This window comes from Arthrobacter sp. Soil762 (genome assembly GCF_001428335.1).
In the GTDB taxonomy this organism is placed as follows: Bacteria; Actinomycetota; Actinomycetes; order Actinomycetales; family Micrococcaceae; genus Arthrobacter.
The window spans coordinates 550489-569945 of record NZ_LMSG01000012.1 but is presented as its reverse complement, the minus strand read 5'-3'; the positions used below and the strand labels follow the sequence as shown (position 1 = coordinate 569945).

Annotated in this window: 24 protein-coding genes; 14 read left to right on the top strand and 10 right to left on the bottom strand. The window is 63.9% G+C overall.

Annotated elements, in window-relative coordinates; translation table 11 throughout:
- The first annotated feature begins 119 nt into the window (after positions 1-119).
- Positions 120-593 carry a sensor histidine kinase gene (locus ASG77_RS10690; protein ID WP_056344933.1) on the top strand — a complete coding sequence of 158 codons (474 nt, stop codon included), beginning with the start codon at positions 120-122 and terminating at the stop codon, positions 591-593.
- Between the two features lie 526 nt (positions 594-1119).
- On the opposite strand, the gene ASG77_RS21825 is transcribed toward ASG77_RS10690, so the two are convergent.
- Positions 1120-1260: a hypothetical protein gene (locus ASG77_RS21825; protein ID WP_156380245.1), complete on the bottom strand. Its 141-nt coding sequence runs from the start codon at positions 1258-1260 to the stop codon at positions 1120-1122.
- A 166-nt stretch (positions 1261-1426) separates the two neighbouring features.
- On the opposite strand from ASG77_RS21825, the gene ASG77_RS10685 reads away from it, so the two are divergent.
- The 3 genes from ASG77_RS10685 (at position 1427) to ASG77_RS10675 (ending at position 4035) form a co-directional block, all read left to right on the top strand.
- The gene (locus tag ASG77_RS10685) at positions 1427-2242 is read left to right on the top strand and encodes an MBL fold metallo-hydrolase (RefSeq protein ID WP_056345239.1); all 816 of its coding nucleotides are present in this window, start codon (positions 1427-1429) and stop codon (positions 2240-2242) included.
- Positions 2243-2314: 72 nt separating this feature from the next.
- Complete coding sequence (locus ASG77_RS10680; protein WP_056344930.1) at positions 2315-2959, top strand: DUF7793 family protein; 645 nt, start codon at positions 2315-2317, stop codon at positions 2957-2959.
- A 290-nt stretch (positions 2960-3249) separates the two neighbouring features.
- Positions 3250-4035 carry a response regulator transcription factor gene (locus tag ASG77_RS10675; protein WP_056344927.1) on the top strand — a complete coding sequence of 262 codons (786 nt, stop codon included), beginning with the start codon at positions 3250-3252 and terminating at the stop codon, positions 4033-4035.
- 38 nt (positions 4036-4073) lie between these two features.
- Here ASG77_RS10675 and ASG77_RS10670 read toward each other — a convergent pair whose 3' ends face one another.
- Positions 4074-4532 carry an Hpt domain-containing protein gene (locus tag ASG77_RS10670; RefSeq protein ID WP_235564448.1) on the bottom strand — a complete coding sequence of 153 codons (459 nt, stop codon included), beginning with the start codon at positions 4530-4532 and terminating at the stop codon, positions 4074-4076.
- A gap of 509 nt (positions 4533-5041) precedes the next feature.
- On the opposite strand from ASG77_RS10670, the gene ASG77_RS10665 reads away from it, so the two are divergent.
- Together ASG77_RS10665 and ASG77_RS22530 are read left to right on the top strand one after the other, a co-directional pair.
- Positions 5042-6010 carry a DUF5305 family protein gene (locus tag ASG77_RS10665; RefSeq protein ID WP_056344920.1) on the top strand — a complete coding sequence of 323 codons (969 nt, stop codon included), beginning with the start codon at positions 5042-5044 and terminating at the stop codon, positions 6008-6010.
- Positions 6011-6124: 114 nt separating this feature from the next.
- Positions 6125-7510 (top strand): sensor domain-containing phosphodiesterase, encoded by a 1386-nt coding sequence (locus ASG77_RS22530; RefSeq protein ID WP_056344917.1) that lies wholly within the window; start codon positions 6125-6127, stop codon positions 7508-7510.
- A gap of 79 nt (positions 7511-7589) precedes the next feature.
- On the opposite strand, the gene ASG77_RS10655 is transcribed toward ASG77_RS22530, so the two are convergent.
- Positions 7590-7925, bottom strand: coding sequence for an ArsR/SmtB family transcription factor (locus ASG77_RS10655; protein WP_056344914.1), 336 nt, complete (start codon positions 7923-7925; stop codon positions 7590-7592).
- 438 nt (positions 7926-8363) lie between these two features.
- Here ASG77_RS10655 and ASG77_RS22915 point away from each other — a divergent pair, with 438 nt between their 5' ends.
- Together ASG77_RS22915 and ASG77_RS10650 are read left to right on the top strand one after the other, a co-directional pair.
- A complete protein-coding gene (locus ASG77_RS22915) occupies positions 8364-8561 on the top strand; it encodes a hypothetical protein (RefSeq protein WP_327019617.1) in 198 nt (65 codons plus the stop codon).
- A gap of 598 nt (positions 8562-9159) precedes the next feature.
- The gene (locus ASG77_RS10650) at positions 9160-9462 is read left to right on the top strand and encodes an antibiotic biosynthesis monooxygenase family protein (protein ID WP_056344910.1); all 303 of its coding nucleotides are present in this window, start codon (positions 9160-9162) and stop codon (positions 9460-9462) included.
- Between the two features lie 28 nt (positions 9463-9490).
- On the opposite strand, the gene ASG77_RS10645 is transcribed toward ASG77_RS10650, so the two are convergent.
- The gene (locus ASG77_RS10645) at positions 9491-9853 is read right to left on the bottom strand and encodes a DUF805 domain-containing protein (protein WP_235564446.1); all 363 of its coding nucleotides are present in this window, start codon (positions 9851-9853) and stop codon (positions 9491-9493) included.
- Positions 9854-10150: 297 nt separating this feature from the next.
- Between ASG77_RS10645 and ASG77_RS21820 the strand changes: the two genes are divergently transcribed.
- From ASG77_RS21820 to ASG77_RS10635, 4 genes are all read left to right on the top strand, one after another.
- Positions 10151-10294, top strand: coding sequence for a hypothetical protein (locus ASG77_RS21820; RefSeq protein WP_156380244.1), 144 nt, complete (start codon positions 10151-10153; stop codon positions 10292-10294).
- Between the two features lie 322 nt (positions 10295-10616).
- The gene (locus ASG77_RS10640; RefSeq protein WP_200950741.1) at positions 10617-11876 is read left to right on the top strand and encodes a Fic family protein; all 1260 of its coding nucleotides are present in this window, start codon (positions 10617-10619) and stop codon (positions 11874-11876) included.
- A 108-nt stretch (positions 11877-11984) separates the two neighbouring features.
- The gene (locus tag ASG77_RS21815) at positions 11985-12122 is read left to right on the top strand and encodes a hypothetical protein (RefSeq protein ID WP_156380243.1); all 138 of its coding nucleotides are present in this window, start codon (positions 11985-11987) and stop codon (positions 12120-12122) included.
- 341 nt (positions 12123-12463) lie between these two features.
- Positions 12464-13753, top strand: a complete 1290-nt coding sequence (locus ASG77_RS10635; RefSeq protein WP_056344907.1) for a MinD/ParA family ATP-binding protein — start codon at positions 12464-12466, stop codon at positions 13751-13753.
- A 232-nt stretch (positions 13754-13985) separates the two neighbouring features.
- On the opposite strand, the gene ASG77_RS10630 is transcribed toward ASG77_RS10635, so the two are convergent.
- Complete coding sequence (locus ASG77_RS10630) at positions 13986-14738, bottom strand: SDR family oxidoreductase (protein ID WP_056344904.1); 753 nt, start codon at positions 14736-14738, stop codon at positions 13986-13988.
- Between the two features lie 9 nt (positions 14739-14747).
- Entirely contained in the window at positions 14748-15014 is a 267-nt protein-coding gene (locus ASG77_RS10625; protein WP_235564445.1) for an SRPBCC domain-containing protein, read from the bottom strand.
- A gap of 281 nt (positions 15015-15295) precedes the next feature.
- Between ASG77_RS10625 and ASG77_RS10620 the strand changes: the two genes are divergently transcribed.
- Positions 15296-15634, top strand: coding sequence for a hypothetical protein (locus tag ASG77_RS10620; protein ID WP_327019616.1), 339 nt, complete (start codon positions 15296-15298; stop codon positions 15632-15634).
- A 17-nt stretch (positions 15635-15651) separates the two neighbouring features.
- Here the strand turns inward: ASG77_RS10620 and ASG77_RS10615 are convergent, their stop codons facing one another.
- On the bottom strand, positions 15652-15993 hold the full coding sequence (locus tag ASG77_RS10615) for a hypothetical protein (protein ID WP_056344902.1): 342 nt from the start codon (positions 15991-15993) through the stop codon (positions 15652-15654).
- 120 nt (positions 15994-16113) lie between these two features.
- Here ASG77_RS10615 and ASG77_RS10610 point away from each other — a divergent pair, with 120 nt between their 5' ends.
- Complete coding sequence (locus ASG77_RS10610; RefSeq protein ID WP_056344899.1) at positions 16114-17331, top strand: MFS transporter; 1218 nt, start codon at positions 16114-16116, stop codon at positions 17329-17331.
- Between the two features lie 8 nt (positions 17332-17339).
- Here the strand turns inward: ASG77_RS10610 and ASG77_RS10605 are convergent, their stop codons facing one another.
- The 3 genes from ASG77_RS10605 to ASG77_RS10590 all read right to left on the bottom strand — a co-directional run bounded on the left by ASG77_RS10605 (position 17340) and on the right by ASG77_RS10590 (position 19385).
- A complete protein-coding gene (locus tag ASG77_RS10605; RefSeq protein WP_056344896.1) occupies positions 17340-17699 on the bottom strand; it encodes a ribbon-helix-helix protein, CopG family in 360 nt (119 codons plus the stop codon).
- On the bottom strand, positions 17696-17992 hold the full coding sequence (locus ASG77_RS10600; protein WP_200950740.1) for a hypothetical protein: 297 nt from the start codon (positions 17990-17992) through the stop codon (positions 17696-17698). Before ASG77_RS10600 ends, ASG77_RS10605 begins: the two co-directional genes overlap by 4 nt.
- A 736-nt stretch (positions 17993-18728) precedes the next feature.
- Positions 18729-19385 carry a signal peptidase I gene (locus ASG77_RS10590; protein ID WP_056344889.1) on the bottom strand — a complete coding sequence of 219 codons (657 nt, stop codon included), beginning with the start codon at positions 19383-19385 and terminating at the stop codon, positions 18729-18731.
- Between the last annotated feature and the right edge of the window lie 72 nt (positions 19386-19457).

The following is a 19457-nucleotide window of genomic DNA, read 5'->3' as shown; positions in this document are numbered from 1 at the left end:
AGTGCGGTTACCTGAGGGAGCCCTTGAGGATGGCGGGGCATGCTTGCCGAAGGGCGTACGCGTCCAGAGGCCAGGGCGTGTACAAACACAACAACGCATGCAGGGAAGCAGGGGAAGTCATGAGCCAAGTAGCAGCACTGGATGAAGACCACGCCGGAGATGTCACCACCGATGATCTCACCCTCGACTTCCACACTTGGGGACTTGCCGGCTGCATCGACCGACTGACCGTACCGCTCCGCCAGCAAGGCGTCCGTGTCCGATTTGAAACGCCGCACCATGGCGTCGAAATCCCGGCAGCGTGCGCCGCGCTCCTCTACCGCGCCGGGCAGGAAATGCTCTCCAACGCGTTGAGGCACTCCAGCGCAACCGAGGTGACCGTCCGGTTGGAGGCCGTCTACCACGGCATCCGCCTGATCATCACGGACGACGGCATCGGATACAGCCCGGAGAGCCAGACCCCAGCCTCCACACATCATGGGTACGGAGTGTGCCTGATGACCATGGCCGTGCACGAAGCACACGGCACCGTCGGTATTGAGTCCGCTCCCGGCAGGGGAACCCGGGTCTCCGTCACCCTTCCCCTGGACTGACGACAAAGCGTGGCCTGTTCAGCTTTCTGCGAAGAATCGTGCAGATCCACGTGCGCCGCGTGAGGTTCGTCTGGTTATCCACAGATCAGCTCCGGCAGCCCGCCCGCCGTGTTCCGATGCTAGAAACACCCGCCACTCACGGCCTTCCCCTTCAACAGCTGCCACGGCCGGGACCGCCCAGCGAGGTGCTGCTCGATCACGGAGGTTCCCTGCTGAACCGGCCTCATCGCCGGCTCCGAGCGTGCCAGCACGCGGGCCAGCACCGCCGAACGATCATCGCAGGTCGCAGCCCACGACGCATCAACCCCGCTCGCCGGCTGCGTTCAACGCGACGGCGTGACGTTCGGATTTGCCGACATCGAGTTCGCAGGAGACCTCGTATCCTTCGTCCTATTTGGCGCTCGTTTGCACCCCCGAAACGGCCGCAGTCGCGATACCCGATTCTGGCACCCAGGTTACAAAGTGACCTGTCACCAGTGGAACGAGGGCGACTCCTCCGTGGCTTCCCGGGAAGCGTGCCTCAGCGTCACGCACCTTCCTCCGCGTGCTCAGCGCATTGCACCGTCGCGATCAGCTGGCCACCGCCGTCGGCCTTTACATAGTGGGTCACGTGGTTCGTGATCCGGCCGCAGTGATCACAGAAGCACGCGTGTTGTTTTGTCTGCATAGCGAGATGTTACGCAGTTCGATGGATTTAAGGCGAAATCCCGGTTAGGAATGTGGATCTCCACATGCGGCCCGGACTGCGCACCGCATCCCGGAAACTCCAAGGGCCCATGGGTAGAATCGAGGCCAAGAAGAACGCAGTCGCTTTCCGGAAGTACGGAGAAACAATGTCAGAATGGCTCGACGTCGGCGCGGACAACTACGTGCTGGTCACCGAAGGATCACTGCTTAACACCGGCCTCATTGTGGGCTCCGAGCGGGCCATGGTGGTCGATACCGGCTGCGGGCCGCGGCAGGGGCGCGAGATCCTGGACGCGGTGCGGGAGAAGACCTCTTTGCCGTTGGTGGTGGTCAACACCCACGCGCATTATGACCACTTCTTCGGCAACGCCATGTTCGCGTCCGACGGCGCCACCGAGTTCTGGGCGCACGAAAACTGCGCCCAGGAGATCGACGACCACGGGGACCTGCAACGCCGGTTCGTGGGAACGCTGGAGCCGGAGATGTCCACGGGCGAGGGCGAGAACGTGGAACTGGTGGTGCCCAACGCCATCGTCAAGGACCAGCCCGTACTGGTGGACCTGGGCGGAATAAACGTCACGCTCTTCTACCTGGGCCGCGGCCATACCGACGGCGACCTCCTGGTGGGCACTCCAACCACCCTCTTTGTGGGCGACCTTGTTGAGCAGGGCGCGCACCCGTCCTTCGAGGACTCCTACCCGGAGGAATGGGCCGACTCCCTGCGCCACATCTCGGCCCTGCGGCACCGCTACGAGTTCCTGATCCCCGGCCACGGCCAGCCCTGCAGCGACCAGTTCGTCAAGACCATGGCCAACACCATGACCACCGCGGTCCGCCAGGCCCAGCAGTCCATCCGCGAAACCCCCACCGACGCCACCAAGGCCATCCCCGTGCTGCCATACGGCCCGGAGCAGTCACGTTGGTTCATCAAGCGCCTGCAGGAGACGCGGCCGCTGCACTGATCACTGCTTTTGCTCCCAACGGAGTATCCGTGGCGTTCACCGCCACGGTCGGGGAACTTTTTTGGAGACTTTGTGGGGATTCAACCATTGGACGGCGAGAAGGACGTAGTCGAACTACACGACGGCGTCGTTTACCTTCGCTGGGCCCTTGGCGCAATGGTGACGGCAAAAGACGCGCGCGCCGTGATGGCCAAGGTCAGGGACCTGTGTTCCGGCCGCCCTCGTCCTATGCTCGTCGACATGGCCAGAATGGAAGGCGTGGAGCACAGGGCACGGGAAATATTTGCCGCGGCCTGGCCGCTGACGCGCATTGCCGTTGTGGGCACCTCACCGGTGGACCGCGTCATAGTCAATTTCTACGTGGCCCGACATTCCCCCGCCTGCCCCACGAGGTTCTTCTCCTCCTTCGCCGATGCCATGACCTGGCTCGGGGTGGCGGCCAGCCATGGACACAAGCCGCAGGCATTCCTGGCAGCCAAGGACGCCGTGAGTGACGGGAATGGCGACGAAGCGCTGAGCACCCTGGACGCGAACGCCATGCTGAACGCTCTGCTGGGGCGGCTGGAGGGGGCGCTTGCGGAAGCACAAGCTACCGCGAACGGAATGCCGCTCTTCGCCGTGGAAGCGCAATTGACTGAAAGACTTCAAGCTCTTCTCCCGGGAGTGCGGTTCACCGCCCAGGAAATCAGGGCCTGGGCAGCCGAAATTTCCAGCTGAACTCCGAGGCAGTGGATCTCACAGCGACCTGCGGACACGGACCTGACTTGGGACCCCTGGCAGCGCAACCAAGAAGGCTGAAAGGTGGCCCGGGATATGGGGGATATCCCGGGCTACGGCCCCACTGTACGGGACGGGCGGCGGCGGCCCTAAATGCGGCATCCGGGGGATGTCTGATCGATGAAAGTTCATGCACATCCGTCGCGTTCCTTGTAGCTTAGGGACTGTAGGTCTGAATACCGCGCCAGCGCTGGGCTGACAGGGATTCTTCAGATTGACATGGGGGGGCCATGAGCGACCTGGGTGTGGCTGTAGTAATAGAGGATGACCTGGACATGCGGAACCTGTTGGAGGGTGTGCTCCGTCAATCAGGGTTTGAGGTTCACACGGCAAGCGACGGTAGAGAAGGCGTAGCGGTGGTCCAGGAAATACGGCCCGATGTGGTGACCCTGGACGTGGGTCTGCCTGATCTTGACGGGTTCGAGGTTCTCCGCCGTATCCGCCAGTTCAGCAACGCCTATGTCGTGATGCTTACCGGCAGGACGGAGGAGCCCGATCTCCTAGCAGCACTCCAGGCAGGGGCCGATGACTACATCACCAAACCGTTCCGGCCCAGGGAGCTGCGGGCGCGCATCGCGGCGATGCTGCGCCGGCCACGTCCGCAGATGCTGGACACTCCTCCGGCTGTGTCCCCTTCGAAACATTTGCCTCCGGAGGCCGGAGTGGGGGAATCGGTCCTCCGGCACAACGGGTTGGCGCTGGATTACCGGAAGCGGACGGCCGCAGTGGGCGGGACAGCTGTGGAACTGACGCGAAGCGAATTTGATCTCCTTCACGAGCTGCTCCGCGCGTCGGGAGCAGTCCTTTCGCGAGCTGAGCTCGTCCGCAGCCTCCGGGGCGAGTACTACCGCGAGGACGCCTACATCAGTGACTCCGATGAACGCTCTGTCGAGGTACACATCGGCAACCTCCGCCGTAAGCTCCGCGATGATCCGGAATCGCCGCTGTGGCTGCAGACGGTCCGCGGTGCGGGCTACCGGCTGGCCAGCCCATCTACGCCCGGCGGGTCCGCGTAACCGCAGCCGCCGCGACGGAACGTGGCTTAGCCCCGTTGCTACCGAAGGTACTGGTGCTGGAGTTCGTTCACCGTGGCAGGGCCATGGATCGAAATCAGGGCCAGGACGGACGCTGCGTGACGGAGGTCGCCATGCCGGACGGCTGCCTCCAGCATCTGAGCGAGACATGCCAGGCGTAACCCGCCGACCATAGCGGAGGAGACTTTCAGGCTGATGGCCGCGTCAAGCGCGACGGCCTGATCCTCACGCTCCAGTGAGTCGACGAGGCGGCGCTCCCGCTGCCCCCACAGCGCCGAATAATCTTTCGCAAAGTTCCGTGCCATGTCCGGTCGCCCCAGCTGTTCTTCCAAGGTTTGCAGAACGGTCCTGTCCACCAGCGGCAACTCCTCATTGCCAGGAAACGGGCTCGCCGTTCCCGTCGGCGCGGAAGGGTCGAGAGCGCCTGCGGGGTTCGTACCACCTGCGGCACCGAAGGGGGCGGCTGCTGAAATGACCATCTCTTGAGGCTACGGCTCCCGCGACGATAGGACCCCGACTTCAGGTGATCCTGCGCAAACCTTGGCCCTCCCTTGAGCGCGTGAAGGATCCGCCTTTGCCGGTGATTGCATGGTTAGCGAGTGTGCCGAAATCCTACCTGGATTTCCTCTTTCGACAGTTTCCACAGCGCGGTGCCAATGTTTCCCCGGGTTCTTCGCACGTCCCCTAAGGTTCCCGCAGGTTAGTCCAAGGAACGGATTTATTCGGTGTTTGCGCTGTTAGCTTCGATATGTCGATGGAACGCGGACCGCAGTCCGGTCTGTGTCTTCGTTGGCAGTGGCATCCAGTTGTAGCTGGGGTTGCAACCGCCGCGGGGCCCGCTCAGGGGCTGCCGGGCTTCCGTCCCGCAGGGCGGACTCTGGCCCCAAGCTCTCGCGAGTCCTCCGGCCCTGGGGCTGCTGTCATTCGCACTGCTGGCCGAAGGCGGCGCCGCAACAACCCGCCACCGGCGCAAATGAAGAGAGCAGCCATGTCCCGCCACATCAGCAACCAGCCCGCAACACCCCCGGCTGTGGGAAGCCTTCCGCCATCACTACGGATTTCCACCGCCCTCGGCACCATCCTCGACGTCGCCGGCGTTGCCGCCGACGTTGGACAAAGCCCGGCCTACGACGGGACCGCAAACTCGCCGGAGCCGGTCTTCCGGAAACTCGCCAACACCGTCGATGTCCACTTCACCTACCACGGCGAGCCCGGAACGGTGTCCGTGACGGCGGAGCTGTCCACGCCGGGCGACTGGCACTCAACCGTCCCGCTTGACGGGTCCGCCACCTTCACAGGCAACGACCATGAGGGAAGCATCCGGCTGGAACTGGGCACTCTCGAAGCCAAGGCACAGGCAGCATCGGCCGTCACAGGTCTCCCGGTCGGACCGGTCACCATCGCGGTGACGCCCCAAGTCACGACAGTGACGGGAGCCGAATTCCGGCCCAAGCTCAACCTCCACCTCACGCCGCTCCAGCTCACCCTCACCGGCGCGCCGGATACCCTGACCGTCATTGACGCAACCACGACGCAGCAGACTGTCCTCGCGCCCCGCATGCTCCGATTGAACGGGGTCGGCATCAGCGCGACTGTCGCCCGCGTCGTGTCAGCTGTGCTCCTTCTGGCAGCCCTCGCCATTGGGGTAATCATCATGGTTTTCGCCCGCCGCACTACGCCCGGGGACGAAGGAACGGCCATCCGCCGCCGCTACGCCGCGTTGCTGGTGCGCGTCCACCCGATGCCGGCACCCCACGGGCGGCCCGTCATCGACGTCACCACCTTCCCGACGCTCGCGAAACTTGCTGAACGGTACGGTCTGCTCGTCCTGCATTGGTCCCGTAGTGGCGTCGAAACCTTCGTCGTCCAGGACGAAAACATCACCTACCGCTACGGCGCGGGATCCGACTCTGCACAGGCTGAACCGCAGCCCCACCTCGTTGACGTCCAGCCATGACGCCCGCAGCCCGCCCGGCCCTGCAGTCAGGGGCGCCGATAACGGATGCGGCACCCGCGGGCCCCCGTCCCCCTGATAACCCGGGACCCGGTTAGCATGGGAAGGGGGTACAACATGGGGCCGCAGCGCAAAACGAACATCCTGTCATTCATCGGCAGCCACGTCCTGCTCTGCATGCTCAGCGTGCAGGTCGCCTTCGCCCTCGCAATATTCACCGCACTGCACTCCTGGGCCCCCAATACCCCGGAGTCACCGGCGGTGGCTGGCTTACTCGGTGTCATCGCCGGCGGTCTGATCCTGATCGCGGCGTGGACTGCGGTGCGGGGCATCCACACCCAGGGCAGGGAACGCGACCGGAGTAGGGCTGTGTCCGACCTTATGGAAACCGTATGGGAAACCAGCCAGGAATGGCTCTGGGCCGTGGACGAACACGGAAACTTCACATTCTCAAGCAGGGCCAGCGCAACGTTCCTCGGCTACGAACCTGCCGAGCTGATCGGCAGGCCCATCAGCATGGTGATCGATCAGGATCAACTCGCCGGCGCTCGTCAGGCAGTCGCCGAGGACTTGGGTGACCACGGTTCAGACTGGTCCGGGGTCACGGTCTCGTGCCGTCACCGCAACGGCGCCCCCGTCTGGATGGAAGTATCCGGCAGGTCACGCCCCACACGCGACGGACTGGGTCCTGGATTCGAAGGAACCAGCCGGCCCTTGCCCACCCATACGGTCCGCACGCTTCTCAAAAAGCGCACCAGGGAACGCATCGACAGCACAGTCCAGGGCGGAATGATCCTCACGGCCTTCCAACCCATCTACGAACTCACCACCGGAAACATGACCGGCGTTGAAGCGCTGGCCCGTTTCCCCAGCGACGACGGCCGAAGTCCAGACCACTGGTTCAACGAAGCCACCAGCGTCGGACTCGGCAGGGACCTTGAATTCGCGACACTCGAAGCGGCACTCCGCAAGACCGCCAAGCTCCCCGAAAACCTGTACGTCGCGCTCAACCTCTCACCCGACACATGTCTGGACCCCAGACTGCCCGGGCTGCTGAAGCGATCGGGTCTGGCCTTCGACCGGATCGTTCTGGAATTGACCGAACGCATGGCTGTGGATGAATACGCACCGCTGCTGGCCGCCCTGAAACCCATGCGTCAGCGCGGCCTGCGGATAGCCGTAGACGACGCCGGATCAGGCTTCGCATCCATGCGCCATGTCCTGCAGCTCCGGCCCGACATCATCAAACTCGACAGAAGCCTTATCGCCGGACTCGACGGCGACCAGGGGCAACGGGCGCTCGGCGCAGCAATGGTCGAATTCGCTCATCAGATCGGCGCCCAGATCGTGGCTGAAGGCATCGAAACTCGGGCGGAACTCACAGCCGTCACCGAACTCGGCATGACTTCCGGGCAGGGCTACTTCCTGGGCCGACCCACCATACACCCAGCCGACTGGGCGGTGTGGCAACAAGCGTGCGTCAGGGACTCTGACATGGTTTGATGACCTTTACGCCGGGCTTCCACGCGCGAAGCCTCTTCGACGGAGTGCTCATATCGCCTCGCCCGAGGGCGTCCCCTCCCTAATTTTGGTATTGAGTATCTTTGGTTTCTGCTAGTTGGAGGCGGGTCGACTGGAGGGAACTTCGCAGCAGGGCGCCAGCCACACTGAGCAAAGGCAAGACCTCGGGGCAGCTGAGCAGGTATTGGATCTGGCCGTCGGTGCGGGAGGAAATGATGAGTCGCTGTCTGCGCAGGACACCGAGATGCTGGGAAAGGTTGGAAGCTTCCAGATTGGTCGCTTGGCGCAGCTCGCTCACCCGGATGGGACCGTCCGCCAGCAGTTCGAGCACCCGGATGCGCACGGGATGTCCCAGGGACCTGAACAGATCCGACTTCGCTTCCGGCAACGCCGGCATGTTGCATATCTCAGTCAATGGGGTGCGCGCCTTTCGTTGTCCCTCGTCTCTTTTTGTCTGTGGCTAGGCTCGCTGCCGTACGCTCGTCCCAAAAAGTCGGTCAGCAGGACAGGCCTGTCTGTCCTGCTGACGTAGAGCATACGCCAGCCGTCGGCGCGGCTGAAGCCTTCGCATGTCCTAATCGGGCGTTGTCTGTTTGGTCTTGCGGGCAGCGACCGACATGCGCCAAACTCTTTAGCATTTGATGAATTCATAAATTACGAATTGCACGACCAAAAAAGCGGAATGGAACGCAGGGATGGCTCTGGCTCCTCGCGGCAAAGACGCCGCGGCGAGGGCCCCACCGATCGGGAGGATAGTTATGGCCGGAATGTTTGAACTGTTTGTTGATGCGAAGTCGTATTCAGGTTCCAGCTGACAGCACCGGATGGGACAGTGATGGCCACTTCCAAGCGCTCTGACGACAAAGCTGCAGCAGTTGCCGGCATCGCCGCCATGCGCGAGTACGCCGGCATGGGACTGATTACGGACCTTTCCCCCAGTGGGAAGGGGCAGTCTGAACCCTGCCGACCAGTGAGTGGCCGGCAACCCTGCGGACAAGTCACTGTCCTACTCCGCCATCCGCCCGCCCGTTGACCCCGGCGGAGTTCGTGGCCACCTTGAACCTCTGGCACAAACCAGGCGTACGGCCGGCGCGGGATCGTCCTCAATCCTCGCCAGCCCTGGCCCGGGATCGTCCTCCACCCTGACAACACGACGAACAATCTCAAACTTCGAAACTGAAGCGCAGGCCCGGGAGACTTCAACGGTTTCGGATGCGAACTCTTCGCGTTGGTTGTTCGGCAGGAATCCGAGCCAAGGGAACGGCCCCAAGAAGCGTTCAGCGAAGGTTGACTCGCCGGGGCAGGAGGGCGGCACCTGCTCTCCCGCCGTCGTCGTTCACCCTTATTCAAGCACCTCCATCTGGAGGCCGCAGGAACAACGAAAGACCTGTGCCTTCCGATACACTCCGAATGCTGCCGTCGGAGCCGCAGCGGGCGCCGGCAATCGGACCGCCATCAGCTAGTCCTTCGGGCCCGTTTTTGCTGGGCATGGATGGGAACCCTCAGGCGGCTGCGGGGCGGTCGGACAGGATTGGTGCACTTAGCATGCCTCCCGCGAAGTCCCACGACCCCTCCCACGGACCGTGCCTCAGCTGAGCCCCGTCCGGCGAGACCTCAGGCATGATTGTTGGGTGATCACCGAACATGCATTGCTCTCCGTCCGGCCCGGCCTGGAGGAGGAATTCGAGACTGCCTTTGGCAAAGCGAAATCGATCATTGGTTCCATGCCCGGATTCCAGAGCCTCACGCTTTCCCGCTGCATCGAGAGCCCATCCACGTACCTGCTGCTGGTTCAATGGGCACGGCTGCAGGACCATACCGAGGGTTTCAGGGGATCGGCCGAGTACCAGGAATGGCGCGCGCTCCTGCATCATTTCTACTCGCCGTTTCCCACCGTGGAGCACTACGAGCCTGTTGTTGTTCTGAAAGGCTGAGGGCTTCCGCCCTACTACGGCCGTCCGGCTACGGCTTGGACGGCTCCGACATACGAATGGCCATAACGATCAGGCCCGCGATGGGGATGAGCAGCCAGAAGAGCTCTGTCCAGCGTCGGCCGGCATCACGGAGGCGGCGGACGCCGACGGCGAGCGTGGGGATCATCGTGCCGATTACCCAGAGCGAGGCAAGGCTGGAACCGACGCCGATCACTCCGTTGGGGGTGGCCACGTTCAGGGCGCCGAGGCCGCTGGTTACCAGTGTCACGAAGAGGATGAACCACCAGAACTCGGCCACGCCGGCGCGGCCCCCAAACTCGGCATACTGCCGGAAGCCCGCGAGGATCGCGTCGCCGAACGACATGGTGGGGTGCCCTGCAGCCTGGGTCATTCCCGGATTCTACCGCTGCGCATGGTCTGTGGCGATGGCGTTCCGGGCGCCCCTCGGGCCGTCTCGGTGAAGTTCCAGCGGCGGTGCAGCTCGCGGAGAGCGCCTCAAGGTCCGCAGGACCGGCGGGACGCACAGCGGTGACCGTCCCGGCGTCGTGCGTTACATCCTTTTGGGCGAGATCGGCAAACCCGTCGGATTCCATCTGGACAGTCAACCGCATCGCGCCTCCGGCCGCTACGGAGGTCACATTCGGCGCGACTTGAGCAAACCTTGAGGCTGTGTTTATAGCCTCGGGGCATGGGGAAAAATGGGGGCACACAGTACGCGCGCGACACACGGAGTGAGCTCCGCCGTCGCCGATTTCAGGCGGTTTCCTACGTTGCGCTGGCCGCCCTGGCAGTGGCCACGGCAGCGGTGGTGGTGCTCGCGCTCACCCGGTGAGAGGCGACATGAAGGCGGTGAAGGACAGCGGCCTGGGAATCATCACCGTCGCCCAAGGGGCAGCCGAAGTCCTGTCGCAGACCTCAGGGAACTACGAGGAGCGCGTCTGGCCCGCGAGCCCGGGTTGAACGCCGCACGCACGTGGTTTGAAGACGCCGCCCGGTGAACTGGATCGGGGCTTGAGTCCCGCGAAGATCTGTAATTCTTCGGCGCGGATCTTTTCACATCCAGCAAGAAGTGAAATAGTTGTGTGTTGACCTTTTCACTTCCGATTGATGTGAAAGACCTTGCAACAAAGATTCTCAGTTTGAGTTAGGAGACCGTGGAACAGCCACGCAGGCTCGGAGAACAGAACTTCACGCCGTCCGCCGAGGCTGACGTCACGGTCGAAGCAAAGACGGACGGCGGCTGGCCGCCGCTGGGGTGGGAACGGCTGGAGTGGGTAATTAAGATCGGCGCCGGGCCGCGGACCATGACTGAGAACCCCATCGTGCCGTACAAGGCAGCGGTCCCGCCGTTCATCGCGTCCATCCGTTACACGCCCTCCGGTGAGGTGACTGCCGCAGTTGAAGATGCAGCCCTGGCCATCCGGGACTTCGACCACGACTTCGGCGGTGACGTTGCCCCCTTCTCGGCCATATTGCTGCGCACCGAGTCCGTGTCCTCCTCGCAGATTGAGAATGTCACCGCCAACGCCCGCAGTATCGGGATGGCGGAACTGGGTGATGACTCCAAAAGAAATGCCACCCTCGTTGTGGACAACGTGGCAGCGATGAACGCCGCCTTGGCCGCCGCCCACTCCCTGGAAACGGTGACCGTCCTGGAAATGCACCGCGCCCTAATGCGTCACGCGGATCCGCGGGGTGCAGGCAGGTTCCGGGAGGAGCCGGTATGGATCGGCACGTCCAGCACCAGCCCTGCCGGGGCCGACTTCGTCGCTCCGGATTCCCGCCGCGTCCCGGAACTCATGGATGACCTGATGGATTACGCCGGCCGGAACGATGTCCAGATTTTAGCCCAGTCTGCGATAGCACACGCCCAGTTCGAAACCATTCACCCGTTCACCGACGGCAACGGCCGCACGGGCAGGGCACTGCTGCACGCCATGCTCCGCAACAAGGGCCTGACGCGCACGGTGACCGTACCTGTGTCGGCCGGCCTCCTCAACGACGTGAGCGGCTACCACGACGCCCTGACCGCATACAGGAAGGGGGATCCGGACCCGATAATCCTGCTAACAGCTGAGGCGACCTTCCGTGCAATTGACAATGGCCGGCAATTGGCGGACGACATCACCGCGGCCCGAGAACGGTGGAAAGAGGCTATCAAGGCCCGCAAGGATGCTGCGGCGTGGACGATCGCTGACCTCCTGGCCCGCCAGCCAGTGGTGAACAGCGAGTTGTTAGAGGAGCGGCTTGGAATCTCGCCGGCAACCATCTGGCGCCAGATGCAGGTCTTGGAAGAAGCCGGTGTTGTCCAGGGGTTCGACAAGTTCAAGCGTGGCCGCCACTGGCGCTCGGATGAGATCCTTGCCGCCCTGGACTCCTTTGCGGATCGTTCAGGTCGCCGCGTTCGCAGCTGAATCGTCAATGAGCGCGCCGCGCCGCTGTCACGATTTGTCAATCCCGTAACGTACCGATAGCGTGACCTCTGATCGCATGGGGGATCACTCTAACGTTCGGAGACCGTTGTGGCTCTCATTGACTATGTCCTGGCGCTGTGCGCACTGTTGGGCACACTGCTGATTCCCTTCTCTGCGATGTACCACGTGCTGCGCCGGAAGCGACGCGCAGTGCGGGTGACCGCCACGAGGAGTGACCGCAGCTAGCCATGCCCTATATCGATATCAACCCGCATAAGGGCCGCCCCAAATGGCAGGCCTACACCATCTTGGCCGTGCTACTGGTCCTCACCGCCGCCGTCGTCATCGCCGCGCTCACCCGCGGCTGACCTCGCAATTCTGACCCAGCGCCTAGACTTACAGATTGAATCAGTCCGTAAAGTGCCGCAGAACCTTGTGCCGAAAGTCCTGGGGGGACAGACATGCCCGATCCGGCGGATCAGAACGCACGCCCCATCGCAGAAGATGCAGGGCTACCGCAACCGCCCCGGCGACGCCGTGACCTCCGTCGTGCCGACGGTGCGCTGCAGGATGCCCAGACAGGAACCATGCCAGCCGTGACGCCAGATTTCTCCAACACCCCCGACGCCGGCACCCCGGTACCGCGCCGCAGTTCCTGGGCCGAGGCGGCCGCCGCCGCCGACCAAACCAGCCCCGCGCCTTCTGCTCCCATCACCTCCGTCCCGGCGCCCACCCGCCGGCCGGCCAGGCCGCCGGTCACCGCGCAGCCGCAGGCGACCCCGCAGGCCGGGCAGCCGGCCGAGCAAGACTCAGGCACCCCCGCAGTGGCGTACGACGGCGACGAGGCCGCGCCGCCGTCGTCGTACGTTCCCGAGGAAGCACCGGAGCAGGCACCGGCGTTCCGGCGCATCCGCCCCACCACCGCGGACATCATCGCCGACAGCCCCATGCCCGACTTCATCAGCTCCCCGGGCCTGTTCGTCAAGGAGCAGAAGCCCCGGCCGGTGGGCGGCGTCCGCGGCGCCCTCTACTCGCTCACGGGCGGGGCCTGGAACATGGGCCCCAGCGCCAAGCAGCGCGAGGAAGACGAGCTGGGCCGCCGCATCTCCCGCCAGCTGCAGGGCAGCTACAACACGGCGGTGCTGAGCCTCAAGGGCGGCATCGGCAAAACCTCCACCACGGTGGGCGTGGGTCTGACGCTGGCCGAATTCCGCGGCGACCCGCCCTGCGCCATCGACGCCAACCCGGACTCCGGCGACCTCGTGGAGCGCGCCCTCGGCGAGGGCATCTACCAGCAGGCCAGTCCGCGCACCATCACGGACCTGCTGGCGAACATCGAGGGCGTTGACTCGCTCACGGCGCTGGCCCGGTACATGCACCACGCCGGCCGGCTGCACCTGATCGCGGGGGAGCAGGACCCGGAGGTCTCCGACTCGCTGACGGCCGCCGAGTACCTGCGGATCCGCAAGCTCATCTCCAACTACTACTCCGTGGCCCTGACCGACTGCGGCACCGGCGTGACCCACAACGCGATGAGCGGGATCCTGCAGTCGGCGGACAACATCATCATCGCAGCGGGGTATGCGGTGAGCGGGGCCAAGCGTGCCCGCAGCACCCTGCACTGGCTGGCGAGCCACGGGTACGAGGACCTGGCCCGGAACGCCGTGGTGGTCATCACGGACAAGGACGAGGTCTCCTCCCGCGTGGACAAGGACGCCATCGAGGAACACCTCGCCGGGATCTGCCGCCAGCTGATCGCTGTCCCGCACGACCGTGGCGTGGCCGACGGCGACCTGGTCACCCTGGACGTGCTGAAGCCGGAGACCCGCCGGGCGTACAAGGAAATCGCGGCGTCGATCGTGGACGGGTACCGGTAGCTTTTCCCTTCCCCCGCCTCCTACTTTTGGGTGGGCAACAATCTTGAGTGAACGCACCCGGCCATCTTTGGCTGATCCTGAGCATCGATCACTAGCGTCAGCGCATCAGCCATATGAAAGGTGCGTCAACGATGACCATTCTTGAATACCTCACAGGCCTGGCAATCATCCTCGGGTCCCTCATGGGCACCATGGGGCTCGCGGCGGCGGTCATGCGCCACAGGCAGCGCCACTAGTGGATCGGAAGACTGGCTTCCAGCCACTCGTGAAACGTCTGGAGCCCGACGGCGGAGCCTGCCGCCGGGACCAGGTCACCGCGACGCATGGCTTGACCCATGGCGCCGGGTGCCGGTACCTTCACCACCAGCTTCCGCTGCCCGGATTTCCGCAAGTATTTGCGGACCAGGTCCGAGAGCTGCTCCCGACGGGGCCCGCCAAGATCAGCAACCCGTCCGCGGGGTCCCTGCTCTGCCGCGTCCACCAACGCCGCAGCCACTTCCCGCGCTGCGACCGGCTGGGTGATCATCTGAGGAACCAGGACCACCGGGCCAATCGAGGCGGCGCTGATGGCCATGGGCACAAACTCGTGGAACTGAGTGGACCGCAGGATGGTCCACGGCACGCCTCCGTGCCGGACGGCATCCTCCTGCGCGAGCTTCCCGGCGTACAGTCCCGACGCAGCCATATCGATGCCCACGATCGAGAGCGCAATGTGGTGCCTCGACTGAGCCGCCAGCTCAGCTGCCAGCAGGTTCCGGGTGGCGGTGGTGAAAAAGTCCACGGCCTTCCTGGTGGAAATCGTCTGGATTCCGGAGACATCAATAACGGTGTCCACACCCTGCAGGGCTTCGTGCAGCCCGCGGCCGGTGAACAGGTCCACGCCTTCTGATCGGGTCAGGCTTGCCACCAGATGTCCGCGGTCCCTGGCAATAGAGACGACATGTTGGCCAACAGCCCCGGTACCTCCTGGAACGGCAATATGCATGCTCAGATCCTACGGCCGTCCCTCCACGAGCGCGGCCATTTTGTCGAGGCACTGCTCAAGGCCGCTCTGCGACAAGTCCCGTGCCTCCTGGGTACCGTACCCGCGCTCGGTCATGTGCAGCATCGTGCGCCCGTCGCCGAGGTCGGTCAGCACGACCTCGTGTTCACCGTCGGCGGGAACGCCAAAGGCGGGAATGCCCGCCTCTGTCGGCGTGATGCGGTTGCCATCGGCATCAGCGAAGTTGAACACGTAGCGGATGTGGCGCAATGGTTCCAACTCGGTGATATTCCTCCATTGAGGAGGAACACAACAGCATCAGCATCCTGCGGGTCGACCACCGTGCCGACGTGTACCGGCCCAGGTAGTCCCGAGTGCGCATGAGGAGGGCTGAGGAAGATCATGGCCTGGAGGGCGCAGGAGTGTGCGCGACATATCTGGGTTCAAATGTTGCGCACATCACATTCGTTGCCTACGCTGAATGAGGCTGCAGAGGCGCGGCCATTGGCCGCAGTGTCGCGGCCTCCCCGGCTGCAGCGTCGCAGCCACGCAAGGAAGGCATGATTATCTTGTCCGAAAAGCTCAGCATTCTTGTCCGTGTAGATCTCGACCACGCGAAGGCCCAGGTTCTCGCCAAGGGCCACGTCACCATCCGCAGCATCCAGGCCCTCTACGTGGTGGTGAAACGCGCCAACGCCTTGAAGCACAACCTCGACCTGGAATTGGACGTGCGGAACGCCCGCGTCGATCCCGAAGCCCTGCGGCAGCTTCAGGTCTGCTCCGAGACCCATCACCTGCCCACCAGGATTGACCCGCAGCAGACCCACTGCACGCTGAGCATCCTCGCGCCCCGTCGCGTCACCACCAAAGCCGCCGACTTCAGCCACGCCGCAGCCTGACCCCCAGCCGTCGGGGGTTATCCGACGGCGGGAAGCCCGCCGGCCAGTTCCGCCGCCGCGGCGAGGGCCCAGCGGTCGTTCTCCGGATCGAAGAAGACCACCGTGGATGCGTCTGCTTCGCGGGCCTCGTCGAGGGCGAACAGCAGCGCATCCTCCAGATGCTGCGCGTGCTCCAGCCGTTCGGGAAGCCTGCCCGGAAGATCGCCGTCGTCAATGACCACGTGGGCCTTGCCATCCACGATGACCTTCAGCGCAAAACCCTGGTCCTCATGAAGGGACCCCCGGGTGGACGCGATTTCCGTGATTTTGTCGGCCCGGACCAAACCGTTGTTGATGGTGCGGATCCACACTTCACCCATGAGACCTCCTTGGCTGAGAGGGGCAGGCGGAAGCGCCCCACAAGGCAAACGTTAGTCCTCACGGGGCCGCTTGTGACCCCCTGAAGGCTGGCGAATTTCCGGCGGCATAAGATAAATCTGATGACTTCGCCAGGAACCGCACAGCCGTTCAACTTCCGAAGCATCGCCATACCCGCGTTCGGGCCGGCGCTGCTGTTCTGCATCGGCGAAGGCGCGGTCCTCCCGGTGGTGGTCCTCTCCGCCCGCGACCTCGGCGCGTCGGTGGCAGTGTCCGCGCTGATCGTCACGCTGATCGGGCTCGGCTCGTGGTTTTTCAATCTGCCGGCCTCCCTCATCACGCTTAAGTTCGGCGAACGCTGGTCCATCGTCGGCGCCGCGGCGGTGGGTGCCCTGGCGCTCGCGGCCGCCGCCATGTCTTCCATGATTCCCAACGGACTGTGGCTGCTCGCGGTGGCGATGGCCGTCGTCGGGATGGCCGCCAGTGTCTTCAGCCTGGCGCGGCAGAAGTACCTCACCGAGGCGGTGCCCGTCCAGTTCCGGGCGCGGGCGCTGTCGACGCTGGGCGGGGTCAGCCGGATCGGCGTCTTTGCGGGGCCGTTCATTGGTGCCGGCGTGATGCAGTTCGCCGGGATCGCCGGAGCGTACTGGGTCGGGGTGGTGGGCATGGCCGCCGCCGCCGTTTTGGCGGTCACCATCCCGGACCTCGTGGTCCCGCCAGCGCCCGACGGCGGACACAAGGGTCCGGAGCCGACGCTGCGGAATGTGGCGGTGTCGCATGCCCGCGTGTTCCTGACGCTGGGGGTGGGGGTCCTGCTGCTGAGCGCGCTGCGCGCGTCCCGCCAGGTGATCATCCCGCTGTGGGCGGACCATCTGGGGATGGATGCGGCCCAGGCGTCGGTGATTTACGGGCTGTCCGGGGCGATCGACATGCTGGTGTTTTATCCGGCCGGCAAGGTGATGGACCGGCGCGGCAGGCTGTTTGTGGCCATCCCGTCCACCATCATCATGGGCATCGCCATGTTGCTGATTCCTTTGTCTGCGTCCTTCGGCGGGCTGTTGCTGGCGTCGCTGCTTATCGGCTTCGGCAACGGCATCAGCTCGGGCCTGATCATGACGCTCGGTGCGGACTTTTCGCCCGACCGCGGCCGCGGCCAGTTCCTGGGGCTGTGGCGGTTTATCGCCGATGCGGGATCAACCGGCGGGCCCGTGCTGCTCTCCGGGGTGACGGCGCTATTTTCCCTGGGCGCGGGGGTTTCAGCCACCGGCATCCTGGGGTTCGCGGCGGCTGTTGTGTTTGCGGTGGTGCTGCCGCGGCTGAGACACCGGCGGAACTACTGACTTTTGAATCAGGAGGCCTTGGCGAGATATTCGGCCAGGGCATCTCTGATAATCGCCGAGGGGTTCCGGTGTTCCTTTTGCGCCTGCTCCACGAGCTTTGCATCCATGTCCTCTGGCAGCCTTAGGGAACGGGACGGCGATGTTCCCTTGGCGCTGAGCGAGGGTTTGCCGACGGCGCGTCTGACGGCTTCGGGGGAGCCAAGCGCAGCCTCGAGGAGGGAGCGGCCTGCCTCCGGACCGTCGGCCTTGCTGATGCGGGCCTCGGGCCCGATGTCTGCGGTCTCCGCCCAGGTTGCCAGTTCTGCATAGCGGGCCTGCTCCTCGGTATCGAGTTGCTCGGGTGCCTGGGCTTTTTTTGTTGCGTTCACTTGCCAGCCTGCCTTTCTGCGATATCCAGGACTTTCCTGCGGGCTTCCATGACGTGGAAGATCAGGATGTCATTCGGAGGAGTAATGACGGCCATAACTTCAAGGATCCTGCTCCTGTCCCGAGTAGGGCCGATAAAAAGGTCCGGCCTTGTGACCGAATCGACCCGAGGTTCATCGAAATGCTGTACATGGTAGGTCTGATTCAGAATGGCATTCAAGGCATCCTCATGGTCGATGCCATGTTTATCTGCACTGGCCGCCCAGACGATCCCCATCGCTTTATTGTCTTGCAATACTTCCTTTGTTGCAAGACAATATTGGTTCGGTCTTTGGCATGATGCCCTAGTGGCTCTTGGAGCGGACGGTGCTGGCATTAATTGGTCGGTGTCAATCAGCTGACGAGCGGCCAGCTGGGTGACGCCGAGTCGTCTTGCGGCCTCACCAGTCCTCTACGTACTGATGCACGAACGTCCTCTTGAGGAAACGTTATTGGCCGCCACCCTTGGCGCGGGGGTTTCAGCCACCGGGCGCCGTGGAGGAGCGACCCCGGGTTGTCGGATCCAAGTTGAGGGCGGGCTTGATCAGCTGCAGGTGTACGTGCGAAGCAGCGGCTGACTGGTCCAAGCGTTAGTGGCGTCTACTTTGTAGATTGCTCGGATTTCGAGCTTGAACAAGACTGCATGAGCGCCCGAGTTTGCCGTAAATACTTGATTTCCGTTGTATGTCAGCGCTTGATCCTTCGAGGACACGGTTCCGCCGGCGTCCGCCGTGACCCGTAGTGCGTTCGCGTACGGCAGCGAGCCCGTGGCGGCCAAGGTGACAGTGAGCGTCCTCTTGTTCTGGCTGCAGCTGGCATCCAGCGAAATCGTGGAAGTCGTCGGCGTGTTTAGGGTGGCCGTAGAAAAGCCTGTTGACGCTTGGCTGGCAGACCTGAAGGAGGCGCTTGCTGCGGGGGCGAGAATCAAGCCCAGAACGACGACGAGCGTAACGCCGGTGGCGCGGGCAACCCTTGCGGCAGCCGAAGTGCGGCTACCCACTGACTGCTGGTTCCGGGTCCTTGCGCCAGATGGACGCCAGCAATCCAATCACCAGCACGGCCGGTGCGCCGTACATGAGGGTGTTCAGGACAACCGGCTGGCGCAAAGTGCGAATGACGTGACCCACGTAGGGGACCGTGAGGACGTGCCGGTCAACGGTCGCTCCGTTGAGCGTTGCGGTCCATGGATCTACACCGTTGTTGGCGTCACCTTTGGTCCGCACAGCCGTCGTCCCGTCCGCATTTGTGAGTATCTGCGTGACGCGGTGGGTTTCCACCCGGTGGTTCTCGACAGGAATGAGATAAGTGATGACGTCGCCCACTACGATGTCACCGACTGCGGTAGGGACCGTGACCACAACGTCGCCCGCGTGGATCAGTGGGGACATCGAGCCGGTGAGCATCGTGGACGTCTGATAACCCAGGGCCCGGGGACCAACAGCAAGGAAAATGAACGCGGACACTGCCACGACGAACATCGTCGTTGTGAGGACGTTGGCCCCGCGGCGAAAGCCGGTTTTGACGCGCGACGCAGCCCGTGCAGGGATGAAGGTCCCAGCGCCGCCGCGGGGGGTGCGGGGGCGCCGGGACAGCTCAGTTACCTGGGCGGCGCTGCGTGCCGCTGTCGGAATTTCTGTTACTGCGCTCATCGCTATCCAGCCTTGGGGACGGTCTGTTGGTGCTTCTGGCTATTGGTTGGCGGTGCCGGCTTCGTGACTGCC